At 71.5% G+C, this 15,629-nt stretch carries 12 protein-coding genes and 1 pseudogene; 7 read left to right on the top strand and 6 right to left on the bottom strand.

Features of this window, described 5'->3' with window-relative positions:
* Positions 1-76: 76 nt before the first annotated feature.
* On the bottom strand, positions 77-1,300 hold the full coding sequence (locus ACTWNK_RS30290) for a homocitrate synthase/isopropylmalate synthase family protein (protein ID WP_474308053.1): 1,224 nt from the start codon (positions 1,298-1,300) through the stop codon (positions 77-79).
* A gap of 53 nt (positions 1,301-1,353) precedes the next feature.
* Between ACTWNK_RS30290 and ACTWNK_RS30285 the strand changes: the two genes are divergently transcribed.
* Positions 1,354-2,757, top strand: a complete 1,404-nt coding sequence (locus tag ACTWNK_RS30285; protein WP_474308051.1) for a citrate synthase — start codon at positions 1,354-1,356, stop codon at positions 2,755-2,757.
* A gap of 38 nt (positions 2,758-2,795) precedes the next feature.
* Here the strand turns inward: ACTWNK_RS30285 and ACTWNK_RS30280 are convergent, their stop codons facing one another.
* The 5 genes and pseudogenes from ACTWNK_RS30280 to ACTWNK_RS30260 form a co-directional block, all read right to left on the bottom strand.
* Positions 2,796-3,203 carry a threonine/serine exporter family protein gene (locus ACTWNK_RS30280; RefSeq protein WP_474311021.1) on the bottom strand — a complete coding sequence of 136 codons (408 nt, stop codon included), beginning with the start codon at positions 3,201-3,203 and terminating at the stop codon, positions 2,796-2,798.
* A 571-nt stretch (positions 3,204-3,774) separates the two neighbouring features.
* Positions 3,775-4,053 (bottom strand): annotated as a pseudogene (locus tag ACTWNK_RS30275) (threonine/serine exporter family protein); the annotation flags it as partial.
* Positions 4,054-4,196: 143 nt separating this feature from the next.
* The gene (locus ACTWNK_RS30270; protein WP_474308049.1) at positions 4,197-7,214 is read right to left on the bottom strand and encodes a coiled-coil domain-containing protein; all 3,018 of its coding nucleotides are present in this window, start codon (positions 7,212-7,214) and stop codon (positions 4,197-4,199) included.
* Position 7,215: 1 nt separating this feature from the next.
* On the bottom strand, positions 7,216-8,451 hold the full coding sequence (locus ACTWNK_RS30265; RefSeq protein ID WP_474308047.1) for a hypothetical protein: 1,236 nt from the start codon (positions 8,449-8,451) through the stop codon (positions 7,216-7,218).
* Positions 8,452-8,465: 14 nt separating this feature from the next.
* Positions 8,466-9,671 (bottom strand): hypothetical protein, encoded by a 1,206-nt coding sequence (locus ACTWNK_RS30260; protein ID WP_474308045.1) that lies wholly within the window; start codon positions 9,669-9,671, stop codon positions 8,466-8,468.
* A 108-nt stretch (positions 9,672-9,779) separates the two neighbouring features.
* Here ACTWNK_RS30260 and ACTWNK_RS30255 point away from each other — a divergent pair, with 108 nt between their 5' ends.
* From ACTWNK_RS30255 to ACTWNK_RS30230, 6 genes are all read left to right on the top strand, one after another.
* Complete coding sequence (locus ACTWNK_RS30255; protein ID WP_474308043.1) at positions 9,780-10,775, top strand: winged helix DNA-binding domain-containing protein; 996 nt, start codon at positions 9,780-9,782, stop codon at positions 10,773-10,775.
* Between the two features lie 48 nt (positions 10,776-10,823).
* Positions 10,824-11,333 (top strand): hypothetical protein, encoded by a 510-nt coding sequence (locus tag ACTWNK_RS30250; RefSeq protein ID WP_474308041.1) that lies wholly within the window; start codon positions 10,824-10,826, stop codon positions 11,331-11,333.
* Positions 11,334-11,593: 260 nt separating this feature from the next.
* Positions 11,594-12,616: an ABC transporter substrate-binding protein gene (locus tag ACTWNK_RS30245; protein ID WP_474308039.1), complete on the top strand. Its 1,023-nt coding sequence runs from the start codon at positions 11,594-11,596 to the stop codon at positions 12,614-12,616.
* A complete protein-coding gene (locus ACTWNK_RS30240; protein ID WP_474308037.1) occupies positions 12,613-13,437 on the top strand; it encodes an ABC transporter ATP-binding protein in 825 nt (274 codons plus the stop codon). Before ACTWNK_RS30245 ends, ACTWNK_RS30240 begins: the two co-directional genes overlap by 4 nt.
* Positions 13,430-14,251 (top strand): ABC transporter permease, encoded by an 822-nt coding sequence (locus ACTWNK_RS30235; protein WP_474308035.1) that lies wholly within the window; start codon positions 13,430-13,432, stop codon positions 14,249-14,251. The genes ACTWNK_RS30240 and ACTWNK_RS30235 overlap by 8 nt, the downstream gene beginning before the upstream one ends.
* Positions 14,251-15,600: an LLM class flavin-dependent oxidoreductase gene (locus ACTWNK_RS30230; protein ID WP_474308033.1), complete on the top strand. Its 1,350-nt coding sequence runs from the start codon at positions 14,251-14,253 to the stop codon at positions 15,598-15,600. The genes ACTWNK_RS30235 and ACTWNK_RS30230 overlap by 1 nt, the downstream gene beginning before the upstream one ends.
* Positions 15,601-15,629 lie beyond the last annotated feature (29 nt).

The raw sequence follows: 15,629 nt of genomic DNA, 5'->3' as shown, positions 1-15,629 counted from the left end.
CGCGGCCTGCGACCGGACCCGGCCGATCATCGATCGCCTTGGCGGACGCGACGCAGGAGGCGCGCGATCACGGAACTCAGCTGTCGATCACCCCCGGGAACAGCAACGCCAGTTCCCGTGGGTAGCGCCCGATCAGTCGTAGCTCGTCGTCCGTCAACGGGCGTGCGGTTGCGGCGTTGCATACCTGGACGAGTTGGAAGGCAAGCTCCTCATCGGTGACCTCCACGCCGAGGCCGTCCATCACGTGGCGGAACCCGGCCTTGCCGCCGTACTCCCCGGTCAGCACCACCCGGCCCTCCCGCGCATGCCAATCGGCGGGGAACTCGCCCAGCGTGCTCTCGTCGTACAGTTCGTAGTTGCCGTGGTCCTTGAGGGCGCCGTCGGCGTGGATGCCCGACTCATGGGCGAAGGCGTTGCGGCCGACACCGACCTGGTTGTACGGCAGCGGCCGGCCGAACGCGTAGCTCGCCCACAGGGCGAACCGCCTGGCCCAGGACAGGTCGAGGGGGTCGCCGATCTCGGCGTCGAGGCCGAAGCCGTGCTGGAAGGCGAGGATGGTGGAGAGCAGGTCGGCGTTGCCCGAGCGTTCGCCGACTCCGTTGACACAGGTGTTGATCCAGGCGTCCTGGCCGGCTTCGAGGTCGCCGAGCGCTCCGGCGACGGAGTTCGCCACGGCCATGCCGAGGTCGTTGTGGCAGTGCGTCTCGATGGGCAGTTCCACGGCGGCGGCCAGCTTGGCGAAACGCTCCCTGATGCGGTCGGGCGTGTCGCCGCCGATCGTGTCGCAGTACCGCACCCGGTCGGCACCGGCCTCCTTTGCGGCCAGCGCGAACTCCAGCAGGAACCCGTCGTCCGTCCTCGACCCGTCCTCGGCGTTGACGCCCACGGTCTCGACCCCGCCGTACGTCTTGGCCGCGCGTACGGCCGCGCTCATCTCGCCGATGATCGACTCGCGGTCGAGCCGGCCGCGGAACTTGTTCTGGATCATGTAGTCCGATGTCGAGATGGACAGGTTGTAATGCCTGAGCCCCAGCGGCAGCGCCTTCTCCACATCGCCGATCACCCCACGACACCACCCGGAAAGCCGCAGATCGCCGAACGCCCCGGCCTCGGCCAGTGCGATCTGCGCCCTGACGTACGGCACCTCGTGGAACAGGAAGGGAAAGCCGATCTCCGACTGGGCGACGCCGAGCCTGCCCAGATAGAAGTTGACCATGGTCTTGCCGAACTTGGACAGGCCGGTCCTGGCGGTCTGCACGCCGTCGCGGTTGGTCACGTCGAGAAAATGAACTTGAGGCATGGATCCACGTTGACATGCTCAACTGACATCCATCAATATTGATTTTAATCAACATGGAAGGCTGGGTGTCGAGTGTGGACTGGATCGACGCAGCCGAAGCGGCCGACCGTCTAGGTGTGAAACCGGCGACGCTCTACGCGTATGTCAGCCGGGGCATACTCAAGCGCCGTCACAGCGACGACGGCCGCCGCAGTCTGTTCGCCGTCGCCGAGATCGAGGAACTCGCCCGGCGCGGCCGGCCCCGCCGCCCGGCCGGTTCGCCTCCCGAGATCGTCATCCAGTCCGCGATCACCACCCTCGGCTCCGACCGCCCGTACTACCGAGGCCTCGACGCCACCGCCCTCGCCACCACGACCACCCTCGAACTCGTCGCCGACTGGCTCTGGACCGCAACGCCGCTTCCTCCGCCCGTCCAGGAGGATCGGTCTGCGGCTTTCCTCCCGTCAGCCGCCCAGGCAGGCCGATCTGCCGTAGTCCTCCCATCGCTCGTCCAAGCTCATCACACCCCATCCCTTCACACCCCATCCCTTCACACCCCATCCCTTCACACCCCATCCCTTCACACCCCATCCCTCCACACCCCATCCCTCCACACCCCGTGGCAAGCCGACACCCAAGCCCTCCAAGCAGCCCGAGGCGCTCAGCGGTCCCTCCCGCCGGACGTCCTTCCCTTGGATCGGCTGGCCATCGTCACCACGGTGGTCGCCGCCACCGACCCGTTGCGCTTCCGGCTTGACGCCGATGCGGTCGTCGCCGCAGGTGAAGGGCTCATCGCGGCCCTGGCCGACGGGCTTCCGGCGCTGGGGGAGCCGGTGGACGACTCCATCGCCGCCAGGCTGTGGGCGCGGCTCACCCCGCGACCGCCCGGCGACCTGCTGCCCGTCATGCATGCCGCCCTCGTCCTGCTGGCCGATCACGAACTGGCCGCTTCGACGCTGGCCGTACGGGTGGCGGCGTCGGTCAGGGCCGATCCGTATGCCGCCGTGCTCGCGGGGCTCGGCGTGCTCGGCGGGCCGCTGCACGGAGGGGCGTCGTTCGGGGCCGAGCGGCTGCTGGCCGAGATCGGCGAGCCGGGCGACGCGGCCAGAGTCGTCGGGGAACGCCTCCGGCGGGGCGACCGCATCCCCGGATTCGGCCATACGGTCTACCGGGCGGGGGATCGGCGGGCCGCAGTGCTGTTCGAGTTGCTGCACGAGGTCGTGCCGGGCGACCCCAGGCTGCTCGCGGCCGTCGCCGTACTCGCCGAAGGGCGGCGCAGGCGGCTGCCCGAGCCAAATGTGGACCTGGCGCTCGCCACCCTCACCACCGTCGCCGACATGATCCCGGGCGCGGGCGAGGCCGTCTTCGCCGTGGCCCGTACGGCAGGCTGGCTGGCCCACATCATCGAGGAGTACGCCGCCAACACGCCCCTACGCCCTCGCGCCGTCTACACAGGCCCGCCCATCCACCCGCAGTAGAACACGCCACTCCTCCGGCCGATCGCGGCAGCGCCCCCTCAATACCCCCGAGTACGCCGAGAAGCCGGTCGAATGCGCCGAGCCAGCCCCCGACCCCGGAACGCCCGGAGGATCTCCGCCCCCAGAATCACCCCGGCACCGATCCCCAACGCGATGGACAACGCCTCCACCAAGTGCAGCGTCCCCTTCGACAGATCCCCCAGGCTCATCTCCAGCATCCCCCGATACAGCAACGTCCCGGGCAGCAACGGCCCGATCGAAGGGATCACGAACACCATCGACGGCACCCCGGCCCACCGTGCGTACGCCGTGCCCAGCAGTCCGACCACGGCGGCGGCGATGGCGGTGGCCATCAGGGACGGCAGCCCGTTGGAGGCGAGCAGGACGAACGACACCCAGATGACCGCACCGCCGAGCGCCCCCTGCAGCACGTAACGAGGCGGCACCAGCAGGGCCACCGCGAACGTCAGGCTCACCCCGACCGCGCCGAGCAGTTGCGGCGCGTCGAGCGACAGGGGGGGCGATCGGCACGTTCTCCACCGTGATCGGCACCCCGAGCCGCACCGCGGCGGAGATCGTCGTGCCGATGCCCGAGATCACCGCCGCCACGATGAACACCACCTCGGCCAGTCGCGCGGTCGCGGTGACGTACTCGCCCGCGATGCCGTCCTGGACGCACGCCACCAGCGGCCGTCCGGGCAGCAGGGCGATGACCGCGCCGACGACGACCGCCGACGCGTGCACGGGTACCTCGCGCCAGATGAGGACGACGGCGACCAGCGAGCCGATCCCGGCGGCCACCGCGAGCTGGAAGAACTCGGCGACGCCCCTGCGCCCGAGCCAGGCCCCGGCCCGGTCGCCGAGCACGGTCGCGACGAACGCCGCCACCGCCACCAGCGGCCCGCCGCCGATGAGCACGGCCGCCGAGGCGGCGATCAGCGCCAGTGAGGTGACCACGGCCCAGCTCGGATAGACCCGCACCCGCCGGGTGATCTCGCGCAGCCGGTCCTCGGTCTCCTTGAGCGAGAGCCCTTCGGAGGTGATCTCCCCGACCAGGTTGTGCACGGCGATCAGCCGGTCGTAGTCGGGCTGGCGCCGCCGTACCCGGCGTTCGGCGGTCACGGCGGGGCGGCCGTCGGTGTGCACCATCGACAGGGTCAGCGCCGAGAGGTTCACATCGGCCTCGCAGTGCCGCAGCCCGAACGTCTCGGTGATGCGGCGCAGCGCGCCCGCGACGTTCTCGGTCGCCTCGCCGCTGCCCAGCAGCAGTTCGCCGACCCGCAGGGCCAGGGCCATGGCCCGGTGAGCGTCGGCTTCGGAGATCATGGAACCGACCGAACTCACCGAACTCCCATCACAACAGTACGCACAGGACACCTGTTGATCAGGACGCTATCGCTCCCCCTATCGCCCAACAAAACCGAAACACGGCGCTTTGCCTAAGGATGGAGGCGCCGGTCGACATAGGCGGCCAGCGCGCGTACCCGATCGGCATGCTCGTCGTGCCCGACGATCACAGGCGGGTCGTTGTACGGCATGGCGTCGCTGGAGCGGCGCAGCTTGATGTACTGCCCGCAGGCGTCGATCGCATAGGGCTCCATGTCGTCCTGCAACGCGCCGATCACCGTGATCCCATAGGTCTCGCCGATCCGCCTGAACAGCGCCACCGCCTCCCGCCTGTGCTCCTTGCCCAGGTTTCGCCCGAGCTCGTCCAGCACCAGGCACAGATGCCCGCCGCCCGATGAGGCGATGGCCGCGGCGCACACCAGCTTGACCGCCTTCTCGTCCATGAGCGCGGTGTTGGCCCTGCGGTTGTAGGGCACCCAGCCTTGGCCCTCGCCGCGGCGCCACTTGGGGGTGACCCGCCACTGCCAGCGCTGCTCGGGATCGGCCGGAGCCGGAGGCACCGGGAACTCCAGCGTCGCGCCGTAGCCGCCGTATGAGGTGTCCAGCTTCTCGAACTCCTCGGCCACCCGCGTCAGCCTGGCCCTGATCGCCGCGGTCAGCGCAGCCCGGTGCACGGCCGTCGACTGGGCCGCTTCCTCCGCGCCCTTCGCCGCACTCGCCAGGTCGCGCTGCCTGGTCACGACCTGCGTCTCGATCTGACGGCGCTGATGCTTTTCGTACTCCTCCTGTCCGCGCAGGTAGGACGCCAGCGACCCGCACACGGCGGCGAACGTCGCCTGCTCGCGCGAGGAGCGGCCCGAACGCTCCGCCAGCAGGAAACGCAGCTCCTCGGGGACCTGCTCCTCCTCCTGCGGCCAGGCCGGGAAGGTGTCGCGCAACGCCTGCTCGACATGGCGTTCGGCGATGCGCCACCACTCGTCGGCGCCGCGCCCGCGCTCCTCCTCGGGCAGCGCCGTGATCCATTGCATCGCGCCCTCGACCGTGCCGCCCCAGTCGCGGGTCAGCTCCTCCAGCTTCAGCGCCTCCCGCTCGGCGCCCACCCTGGCCGCCTGCGTCCTGGCCTGCTCGCGCTGTGCCTCATGGCCCGACCTGCGGGTCTCCAGGCGTTCGATCTCCATGTCGCGGGTGCGCGCCCTGAAGTCGAGCGCGGCGGCCTGCCGTTCGGCCTCGCCGACCTTGGGCGTCAGCTCGCCGAGCGCCTCGGTCAGCTCGGTCAGCCTGGCCCTGCGCTCGGCCAGCCGCAGCTCCAGCTCGGCCAGCTGCCCGGCGGCCTTGGCGCCCTCCACCCGGCGTCCCGCCTCGGCGACACCGTCCTCGGCCTGCCGTACGGCGGAGGCCGCCTGTTCCTGGGTGTCCCTGGCCCGGTGCAGGCGCTGCTCGGCGGCCTTGATCCGGGCCTCCCTGCCGGTGGCGACGCCGTCGAACGCGCCGACGACCGTGACCCCGGCCGAGCTGACCAGGACCGAGCCGGGCATCGCGGCCAGCGCCTCGGCCGCCTCGCCGAGGTCGGCGGCGTCGACGATCACCGCATGCTCCTGCGGCCAGCCGCGCAGGGCGCCGATCGGCAGTGCGCCCGCTTCGTCCCTGGCCTGTTCGGCGACGTCCACCGCGTCCAGCAGGCCGGTCGCCGCCACACCCGCCTGGAGCAGGGCGTTGAGCTGGGCGGCGGCGGGGCCGCCTTCGGCGTCGTCGAGCGCTGCCCTGGCCGATGCGACCTCGCGGTCGGCCACGCCCAGCGCCTTGAGCGCCTCGTTCAGGCGCAGGCGGGCCTGGCGCGACTCGTGCTCGGCGGCGGCGATGTCGCGGCCGTCGGCGAACCTGCGCTGCTCCTCGAGGGAGGGGATGCGCCCGCGCAGCTCGTCGGCGGAGTTCTCGGCGACGGCCCGGTCGGCGTCGAGCTTGGCGACACGCACCTGCAGGTCGGTCAGGTCCTTGCGCGCCTCGCCGACCTGCCGGTCGAGCGTGTCGTCCTTGAGGGTGGCGATCTCCGCACGGACCAGGGCGATCTCATCGGCGGCCGCCGTGCCGGCCGCCTCGTGGCGCTCCAGCTCGGCGGCCAGCGTCTCGTCCTTGGCCGCCGCGTCGGCGATGCGCCTGGCCTGACGCCCGCGCCAGCCGCGCAGCGCCTCCGCCAGGCGCGTCCTGGCCTGGTCGCGCCGGTCGAACGTGGTCAGCAGCGCCTTGGACTCCAGCTCGAACTCCGCCAGCCGCTCCGCCGCCTGCGCCGCCTTCACCCGCCTGGCATGCTCGTCGCGCCTGGCCTCACGCTCCTGCTCCAGCTCGGCGTCCAGCCCCGTCAGGGCGGCGATCGCCTCGAAGACCCGCTCGGGGGAGATCTCGTTGAGCGGCTGCGACAGCAGATTGGTGGCCACCTTGCTGCGGACGGACGTCGACAGGAACGACACACACCGCACCCGGTCGCCGTACAGGACCTTCGTCAGGTCACGCGCGATCACGTCGCGCCGCCCGGCCGAGCGGGGGAGCGAGGCCCACACCTCGTCGGCCCTGCTCACCCGCTCCGCCTCCGAGCCCGCCGCGGCCAGGTGCACGCCCTCGGCCCAGCGGATCTCCAGATGCGGCGCCTCCTGGTTGACCTTCAGCCACACGGTCACGGCGCCGATCGAGCGATCACCGCCGACCGGTCCCGAGGGGAACAGCCCTTCGCCCGTCTCGCCTTCCGGCGGCTGCGGCGTCTCGCCGAGCACCTGCTCCATCTGCCCGGCCGGGCCGAACACGCCCACGATGTAGCCGTGGTCCGCGCTCGCCCACTGGCGGCCTCCGGCGCCGCTGGCCAGCTCGGCGTTGAACAGCAGCTCCGAAACCGCCTTGGCGCCCGAGGCGAACCGCCACTGCTCGTCGCCGAGCAGTGCGGTGATCGAGGCGATGAACGACGACTTCCCCGCCCCGTTGGAGTCCTTCGGCCCCGCGCCCGCGACCACGATGAGCGTGCCGGGCACGGTCGGCACGGGATGCGTGGACAGCCGCGAGATGTTGACCGCCTGCATCGCGATCAGCACCCGGTCCCCGACGACATTCTCGACCTGCGCCACCCTAGGATTCCCCCGTCTTACGTGATGAACGTACGGCTGCCGCCAGCGGTGTGTGCGGTCCGGCCGCCAGGATCAGCTCCTCCTGCAGGCGGCGTCTGGCCTGCGGCGTGAGCCTGTTGAACTGCGGTCCCGGCACATAGCCGCCCGCCTCCTCGCCCGCCTTGACCTGCGCGAGCAGCCCCGCGTGCCGCAGCACCCTGAGGGCCGCCTCCAGCTCGCCGATCGGCACCTGGGTCTGTCGCCTGAGCTCGTCGACGGGCGTGGGGTGCGGCGAGAGCCAGGTGTCCTCGGGCAGCAGGCCCTCGGCACGGGGAATCGCGACCGAGTGCACGAGCACCAGGGTCAGCACCGCGCGCTCGCTCTCGCCCAGCCGCACGCCGATCCGGGCCGCCGCGCCGTCGTCGTAGCCGGAGGTCCACTTCTCGCGCACCTGCAGCAGCACCCGCCCGCGCCGCCCGAGCATCTCGCCGAGCGCCCTGCGCAACGCCGGATCCCGCAGGGCCGCGAACCGCGCTTCGAGCACCGGCTCCGCGCCGAACTCCACCGCCATGAACGCCGCCACCAGCTCCGCGCGCCGCCGCTCGTCGAAGACGCCGAGCAGCTCCTCGAACTCCCCTTCGCCGCCCTCGACGCGCACGCCCGCCAGCGGGGCGTCGGGGGAGTGCGGGATGTCGGCGGCGGCCACGATGTCGGCGTCGGCCACCACGGTGAGGGCCGGGCGTTCGGGCTCGGGGACGCGCCCGACCAGCTCCTTCAGCTGGGCGTGCGACTCACCCGGCCAGGTCGCGCAGCGGGGACCGAGACGGATGACGCCGTCGGACAGCACCACCCAGGCGGAGTCGTGCAGCCTGCGCAGGGCGCCGATCGCCCAGTTGCGCATCAGGTCGTCCGTGCGGCCGATCAGCGCCCGGTAGGTGTCGAGGACGCGTTCGACCGGGGCCGCGACGCCTGGCCACGGGTCGGCGGACAGGTCGTGCCAGCAGCACTTCAGACAGGCGGCCAGCACGCGGCGCGTCTCGCCCGCGCGCTCGACCGGCACCGGGGCCACCTGGTGCTCCTCCAGGATCGAAGGCGTCACCCCGTCGGGCCAGAGCGGCACGGCCACACCGCTCGCGTCGTCGTGCGCCAGGCGCACCATCCCGGCGGGAGCCGCACGCCCGCCGCCCAGCCGCAACGGCCCCGCCGCCCGCGCCAGCGCATGCGCCTGCGCGTCACCCGCCCGGTCCGCGCCGGTCATGCCCGCCTCCTCCTTCACCGCACACGCTCCAACGTTCCGTGCGACAACCACGAGGGCTCGTGCCCGGGCTCCACGGTCAGCCCGTCGCCCCACACCACCCGATAGGGCAACTCCGGCCGGAGGTCGATGGAGGTGAGGTCGGCCAGCAACCGCCGGGCCGACGTCCAGTCGCCGGGCTGCTTGAGCAGGTCGGCGATCGGCACGCGCTCGCCCGACCCCAGCGCCGACTCCGCCACCTCCGCCAGCCGGGCGATCCCGGCGGCCAGTGTCTGCTCCAGCACGCCCTCCGGACCCGGATCGGGCAGCGCGGAACGCGGCGGTGTGGGCTGGGCCGGAACGGGACGCGGGGCTTCGTCGACGGCGCGGGCGATGGCGGCCGGGTCGTGCCAGGGGGCGGGTGCGTCGAAGACGAAGCCGTCGAGCACGGCCGCCAGCCGTTCCTTGCCCGCCGTCTGGGAGAACGTGCGCCAGGTCTCGGTCGGCAGCAGCGTCAGATTGCGCGTGGTGCCCGCCGAGTCGGCCAGGCGGCCCGCGGCCCGGCGTGAGGCGTCGCTGTAGGCGTAGATGGAGGAGCGCAGCTCGGTGCAGACGCGGTCGAGGGCGGGCCAGCGGGTGAGGATGGTGGCGTGCAGGCTCTGGGCGCGCAGCGCGACCTCCTCGGTGCCCCACAGCTTGGGCGCCTGCTCCCGCAGCTCCTCGATGGTGCCGGTCGTCAGCGTGATCAGCTCCAGGGCCCACAGCCTGAAGGCGCGTGCCAGGTTGGCGGCTGTCTGGCGGGCCTGCTCCATCGTCGTGCGGGGATCGGCCACATTGAGGTCTTCGAGGGCCAGCAGGCGGTGCATCTCGCTCTGCCCGCCATCGTCCATCATGCGCCTGATGAACATCAGCCCGACCACACTGGTGAAGGAGGCCCGATAGCGCAGTTGGTTGGGCTTGGGGAACACCTCGCGGATCGCGCCGAGGCCGCGCAGCACGCGCAGCCGGTTCTCGAACTGGTCGGCGGGGTAGGCCCGGCAGACGTGGCGCATCTGCTCGTGCGTCATCCACTCCTCGCCCGCCTCGGCGAACGCGGCGAACAGCGTCTCGGCGATGTCGACCAGGGCGGGATCGTCGACGACGGCGCCGCTGTCGCGGGCCAGGGTCGCGAACATGCGCCGGTAGGTGGACAGCACCGCCTCCTCCGACAGCGCCGAGTCGAGGGTCAAGGGCTGATCAGACATGCGCTCTAAGGTAAGGGTTGCGCCCGACATTCCTGGCCGCCGATCGACCTTCGGTACGGCAGGCCAGGCGATTGCGGGCGATTGGCTGCGAAATATGAGTGGGGGAACATGCTCGGCTCCCGGTGGCGTGCCCAGTTGCTCGACCGGCAGGAGGCCCTCGGCCCCGGCGAGGTCGTCAGGCGGCTGCTCGCCGTACAGGCGCAGGACCTGGCGGCCGTGCCGCTGGCGTTCAGGGCGCGCTCGGCCGCGCTCACGGCGGGCGACGTGCGGGCGGCGGTCGAGCGGCGCGAGATCATACGGACGTGGGGGCCGCGCGGCACCCTGCACTACATGCACGCCGACGACCTGCCCTGGCTGCTGGCCCTGACCGCGCCCGGACAGGTGACGTCCTCGCGACGGCGTCTGGAGCAGGAGGGCGTGCACGGCGACGACCTGGTGACCAGGACGGCCGCCGCCATGGAGGGCGAGGGGCCGCTCACCAAGCCGGACCTGGAGGCGCGCCTCGCCGCACGCGGCCTGGTCGCCAAGGGCCAGGGCGTCGTCCACCTCGCGCGGCTGGCGGCGCTGCACGGGCTGGCGGTCATGGGCCCGGCGACCGGCGCGGGCAAACCCACCTACGTGCACGCGGCGGACTGGCTGGGCGCCCCCGTCGACCTGGCCGCCGTCGACCGGGACGCGGCGCTGACCGAGCTGGCCCTGCGCTACGAGCGGGCGCACGCCCCCGCGACCCCGGCCGACCTGGCCGCCTGGTCCGGCCTGCCGCTCGGCACGGCCAGGGCGGCGTGGGCGCGCACCTCGCGCGTGATGCCTTCGCCGGAGCCCGCGGAGGGCGTGCGCCTGGTCCCGGCCTTCGACGAGTACGTCCTCGGCTGGAAGGAGCGCGATCCCATGGTCGAGCCCGCGCACTGGCCGCTGGTCTTCCCCGGTGGCGGGGTGCTGAAGCCGGTGCTCCTGGTCGGCGGGCGGATGGAGGGCACCTGGACCAGACCGGCGGGCGTGGTCAGCGTGACGCCGTTCGGACAGGTGCCGCAGGAGGTGTCGGCACTGGTCGCGGCCGAGGTCGAAGAGGTGGAGCGGTTCCTCGGGGTGATCTTGGGGGCATAGGGAGGGTGTGGCCCACTGGGGGGTGGGCGTGTTCGGGGGGATACGGAGATGCGATACACGTTCGTGGCGGCGTTGGCCGTGGCGGGTGTCCTGGCGACCGGCTGCTCGCAGAGCGAGATCGACCAGGCGAAGAGGAGTGCGGAGAGCAAGGCGAGCGAGGTGGCGAGCTCGATGCCTTCGGCGCTCGACAGTGCGCAGGCCAAGGTGTCGCAGGGCATGGCCACGGCCACGGCCGCGGCCTCCGATCTGCGGTCCAAGGGCGCGGACGCGATGGAGTCGGCCCAGGCGAAGGTGTCGGAGCTGACCGGCGAGGCGAAGGCCAAGGCGTCGCAGGCGGCCCAGCAGCTGCAGATCAAGCTGTCGGACGACACCGCGCAGGCGCAGGCCGAGTTGCAGCGGCTCAAGCAGGCGGGCGTGTACGACCCGAACGCCGTGGACTACGCCGACGACCCGGTGACCGCGCTCAAGCAGCTCAAGGAGCGCGTCGAGCAGGGCCTGGTCGACCTGAACGGCCAGCTGACCGAGCGCGGCAGGCAGATCCTGGGCGGCTCCAACTAACGAGCACACCCTGCGGGCGTCCCGGTATGCCCGGGACGCCCGCGGCATGCCTGCTTCATCTAATTCATGTAATTCAAGTAGGAAATATTGACCTTTGTCGGGTGGCTACGTAGGTTCGCGGCATGGGCCTCCACCTGACCCGCCGCCAGCACGTCGACTTCGGTCACGTCTGCAGCGCGCAGTGTCGCTGAACCGAGCCGTCCGGCACCTCCGAAGACACCCCCGAAACCCCCATCTTCCGGATCCGGTGAGGAACCATCGTGATCAAGTTCGGACCTGCCCTGATCTCCGCCCTGATCGTCACCCTGCTCACCCCTTCGCTCACCGGCTGCGGCTCGGCGGGCGCCGCCGGAGGCGCGGAGGTGACCGAGCTGCGCTACCAGGGCTCGGTCGGCGCCGTGCTCTTCGCCGAACTCGCCGCCGACCTCGGCCATCTCGGTGACGTCAGGCTCAAGTGGATCGGCAACACCATCTCCGGGCCCCAGGACATCCAGTCGGTCGCCACCGGGCAGATCGACGTCGGCGGCGCCTTCAACGGCGCCATTCTCAAGCTGCGCGCGGCCAAGGCGCCGATCAAGGCGGTGGTCGGCTACTACGGCGCCGACCACAAGACCTTCAGCGGCTACTACGTCCTGAACGACAGCCCGATCAGGACCGCCCGCGACCTCGTCGGCAAGAAGATCGGCGTCAACACGCTCGGCGCGCACCACGAGGCCGTGATCAAGGAGTACCTCAAGCGCAACGGCCTGACCCCGGCCGAGGTCGAGCAGGTCCAGCTCGTCGTCGTCCCGCCCGTCAACACCGAGCAGGCCGTACGCCAGGGGCAGCTCGACGTCGGCACGCTGGGCGGCGTGCTCAAGGACAAGGCGCTCGAACGGGGCGGGCTGCGGCCGCTGTTCACCGACGTGGGGCTGTTCGGGCCGTTCACGGCGGGCTCGATGGTGCTGCGCGAGGACTTCATCGCCGCCAACCCCACCACCACGCGTACCTTCGTCGCGGGCTTCGCCAAGGCCGTGCGGTGGACGCAGACCCGCCCGAGGGAGGAGGTCGTGGCCAGGTTCCGCAAGATCATCGCCGAGCGGGGCCGCAACGAGGACGCGAGCACCGTGGAGTTCTGGAAGAGCGGCGGCATCGCGGGAGCGGGCGGCGTCATCGCCGACAAGGAGTTCGGCACCTGGCTGGACTGGCTGATCGCCGAGGGCGAGCTGACCAAGGGCCAGGTCGACCTCGCCGACGTCTACACCAACGCCTTCAACCCCTTCGCGAACGGAGGCAGCTCATGAGCGTCGCCGTCGGCAGCGCCACCCGTACCAAGATCGGCATCAGTGGCGTGAGCAAGGTCTTCCCCGTACGCGACGCCGCCGGACATCTGACCGCACTGCACGACATCGAGCTGGACGTACGTGAAGGGGAGTTCCTCACCCTGGTCGGCCCGAGCGGATGCGGAAAGTCGACCCTGCTCGACCTGGTGGCGGGTCTGACCGAGCCGTCGTCGGGCGAGATCGTCATCGACGGCGTCCCGGTCTCGGGTCCCGGCCTGGACCGGGGGGTCGTCTTCCAGCAGTACGCGCTGTTCCCCTGGCGTACGACGCTGGCCAACGTCGCCTTCGGCCTGGAGGCCAAGGGCGTGCGCAGGAAGGAGCGCGAGGAGCGGGCCAGGCACTTCCTGGCCCTGGTCGGCCTGGCCGGGTTCGAGACGAGGTACCCGCACGAGCTGTCGGGCGGCATGCGCCAGCGGGTGGCGATCGCCAGGAGCCTGGCCTTCGACCCCGAGGTCCTGCTCATGGACGAGCCCTTCGCCGCGCTCGACGCCCAGACCCGCGAGTCGCTGCAGGAGGAGCTGCTGCACATCTGGGAGAAGACCGGCAAGACCATCGTGTTCATCACGCACGGCATCGACGAGGCCGTCTACCTGGGCCAGCGGGTGGCGGTCATGACGTCGAGGCCGGGCCGGATCATGGACGTCGTCGAGGTGAGCTTCGACTCGCGCGAGGGCGACCTGCGGGCCGCCCCGGCGTTCGCCCACTACCGCCACCACATCTGGACGCTTTTGCGCGACGAGGTGGCGCAGGCCGGCAGGCAGGAGCGCGGCGCCCATGGTTGACCTCGCCCTCACCCCGAAACCGGCCATCGCCCCGGCCCCGGCACGCGCGCCCGGATGGCGGCGCGGCGCCGGAGCGGTGGTCCGCAACAGTACGGCCGTCGTCGTGCTCCTGCTGCTGTGGGAGGGGCTGCCCAGGATCGGGGCGGTCGACCGGGTGTTCGTGCCGCCGATCTCGGAGGTCCTCGTCGCCTGGTACGACCTGCTGCTCAGCGGGCGGCTTGCCGAGCACTTCCAGGCCTCGCTCGGCCGCTCGCTGGCCGGGTTCGGGCTGGCGATCGTGCTGGCCGTGCCGCTCGGGCTGTTCATCGGCTGGTACCGGCCGCTCGCGACGTTGCTCAACCCGGTGCTCGAACTGCTGCGCAACACCTCGCCGGTGGCGTTGCTGCCGGTGTTCGTGCTGGTGCTCGGGCTGGGGGAGACCTCCAAGATCGGGTTCGTGCTCTACGCCTGCAGCTGGCCGATCCTGCTCAACACCGTCAGCGGGGTGCGCACGGTCGAGCCCCTGCTGATCAAGTCGGCCAGGTCGATGGGGCTGGGGTCGCTGCGGCTGTTCCAGAAGGTCGTGCTGCCTGCGGCCGTACCCACGATCTTCACCGGTGTGCGGCTGGCGGGGGCGTACTCCATTCTCGTCCTGTTGTTCGCCGAGATGGTCGGCGCCAAGGCCGGGCTCGGCTATCTGATCAACGACGCGCAGGCCAGCTTCCGCATCCACGAGATGTACGCGGGGATCATCACGATCTCCGTGCTCGGCCTGCTGTTCAACCTGCTGCTGATCGCCGTCGAACGCCGCTTCTCGACCTGGAGGATCCCCTGATGGCCGTCCGCACGCTGCACCTGAACGCCTTCCTCATGGGAGTAGGGCACCACGAGGCCGCCTGGCGTCATCCTTCGAGCGACCCCTCCAGGCTGAACGACGTGCGCCACTACCAGGAGCTGGCCCGCATCGCCGAGCGGGGCAAGCTGGACTCGCTGTTCCTGGCCGACGGCGTTGCGCTGGCCGGGGACGTGCGGCACAACGCGCTCGGCGGGCTGGAGCCGCTCACCCTGCTGGCCGCGCTGGCCGTGGCGACCGAGCACATCGGGCTCATCGCCACGGTCTCCACCACCTACAACGAGCCCTACCACGTGGCACGCAAGTTCGCCTCCCTCGACCACATCAGCGGCGGCAGGGCCGGATGGAACATCGTCACCTCGGCCACGGAGGCGGAGGCGGGCAACTTCGGCGTGGGCCGCCCGGCGCACGCGGCGCGCTACGCCCGTGCGACGGAGTTCCTCGAAGTGGTGACCAAGCTCTGGGACAGCTGGGAGGACGACGCCGTCCTGGGCGACACCGGCGGCGGCCACTACGCCGACGCGGCCAGGATCCACGCCATCGAGCACGCGGGCCCGCACTTCTCCGTACGCGGCCCGCTCAACACCGCGCGTACCCCGCAGGGCCATCCCCTGCTGGTGCAGGCGGGCTCCTCCCACGACGGCAAGGAGTTCGCCGCCAGGCACGCCGAGGCCGTCTTCACCGCACAGCAGACGTTGCGCGAGGGCCAGGACTTCTATGCCGACATCAAGTCCCGCCTGCGCCGCCACGGCCGCGACGAGGGCGACCTGCTGGTGCTGCCGGGCCTGTCGCCGATCATCGGCGCGACCGAGCACGAGGCCCGCACCCTGGAACGCGACCTGCACGAGCTGATCATCCCCGCGTACGGCCTGGCCCAGCTCTCGCACATGGTCGGCATCGACCTGACCGAGGACGCGCTCGACCGTCCGCTGCCCGACGTGCCGCTGGAGACCGAGGGCGCGCAGAGCAGGCGCAAGCTCGTCGTCGACCTGGCCAGGCGCGAGAACCTCACCGTGCGCGAACTGCTCGGCAAGCTGGCCGGAGGGCGCGGCCACCGGGTGGTCGCGGGCACGCCCGAGCAGATCGCCGACGTGATCGAGGAGTGGTTCGGCAACGGGGCCGCCGACGGCTTCAACATCATGCCGCCGCTGCTGCCCGGCGGCCTGGCCGGCTTCGTCGAGCACGTGGTGCCCGAGCTGCAGACCAGGGGGCTGTTCCGGACCGAGTACGAAGGGCGGACGCTGCGCGAGAACTACGGACTGCGCAGGCCCGCCTCGCGATACGCCGCGGGGAAGGAGGTCACGCGCCCGGCCGCCGCCGTCGCCTCCTGACGGGAGGCGTCCGGCACACGAGAGGGGCC

The sequence above is a fragment of the Nonomuraea sp. IBHARD001 genome (assembly GCF_056106265.1).
The sequence above is the reverse complement of the archived record's forward strand: the minus strand, read 5'-3'. Positions and strand labels throughout refer to the sequence as shown.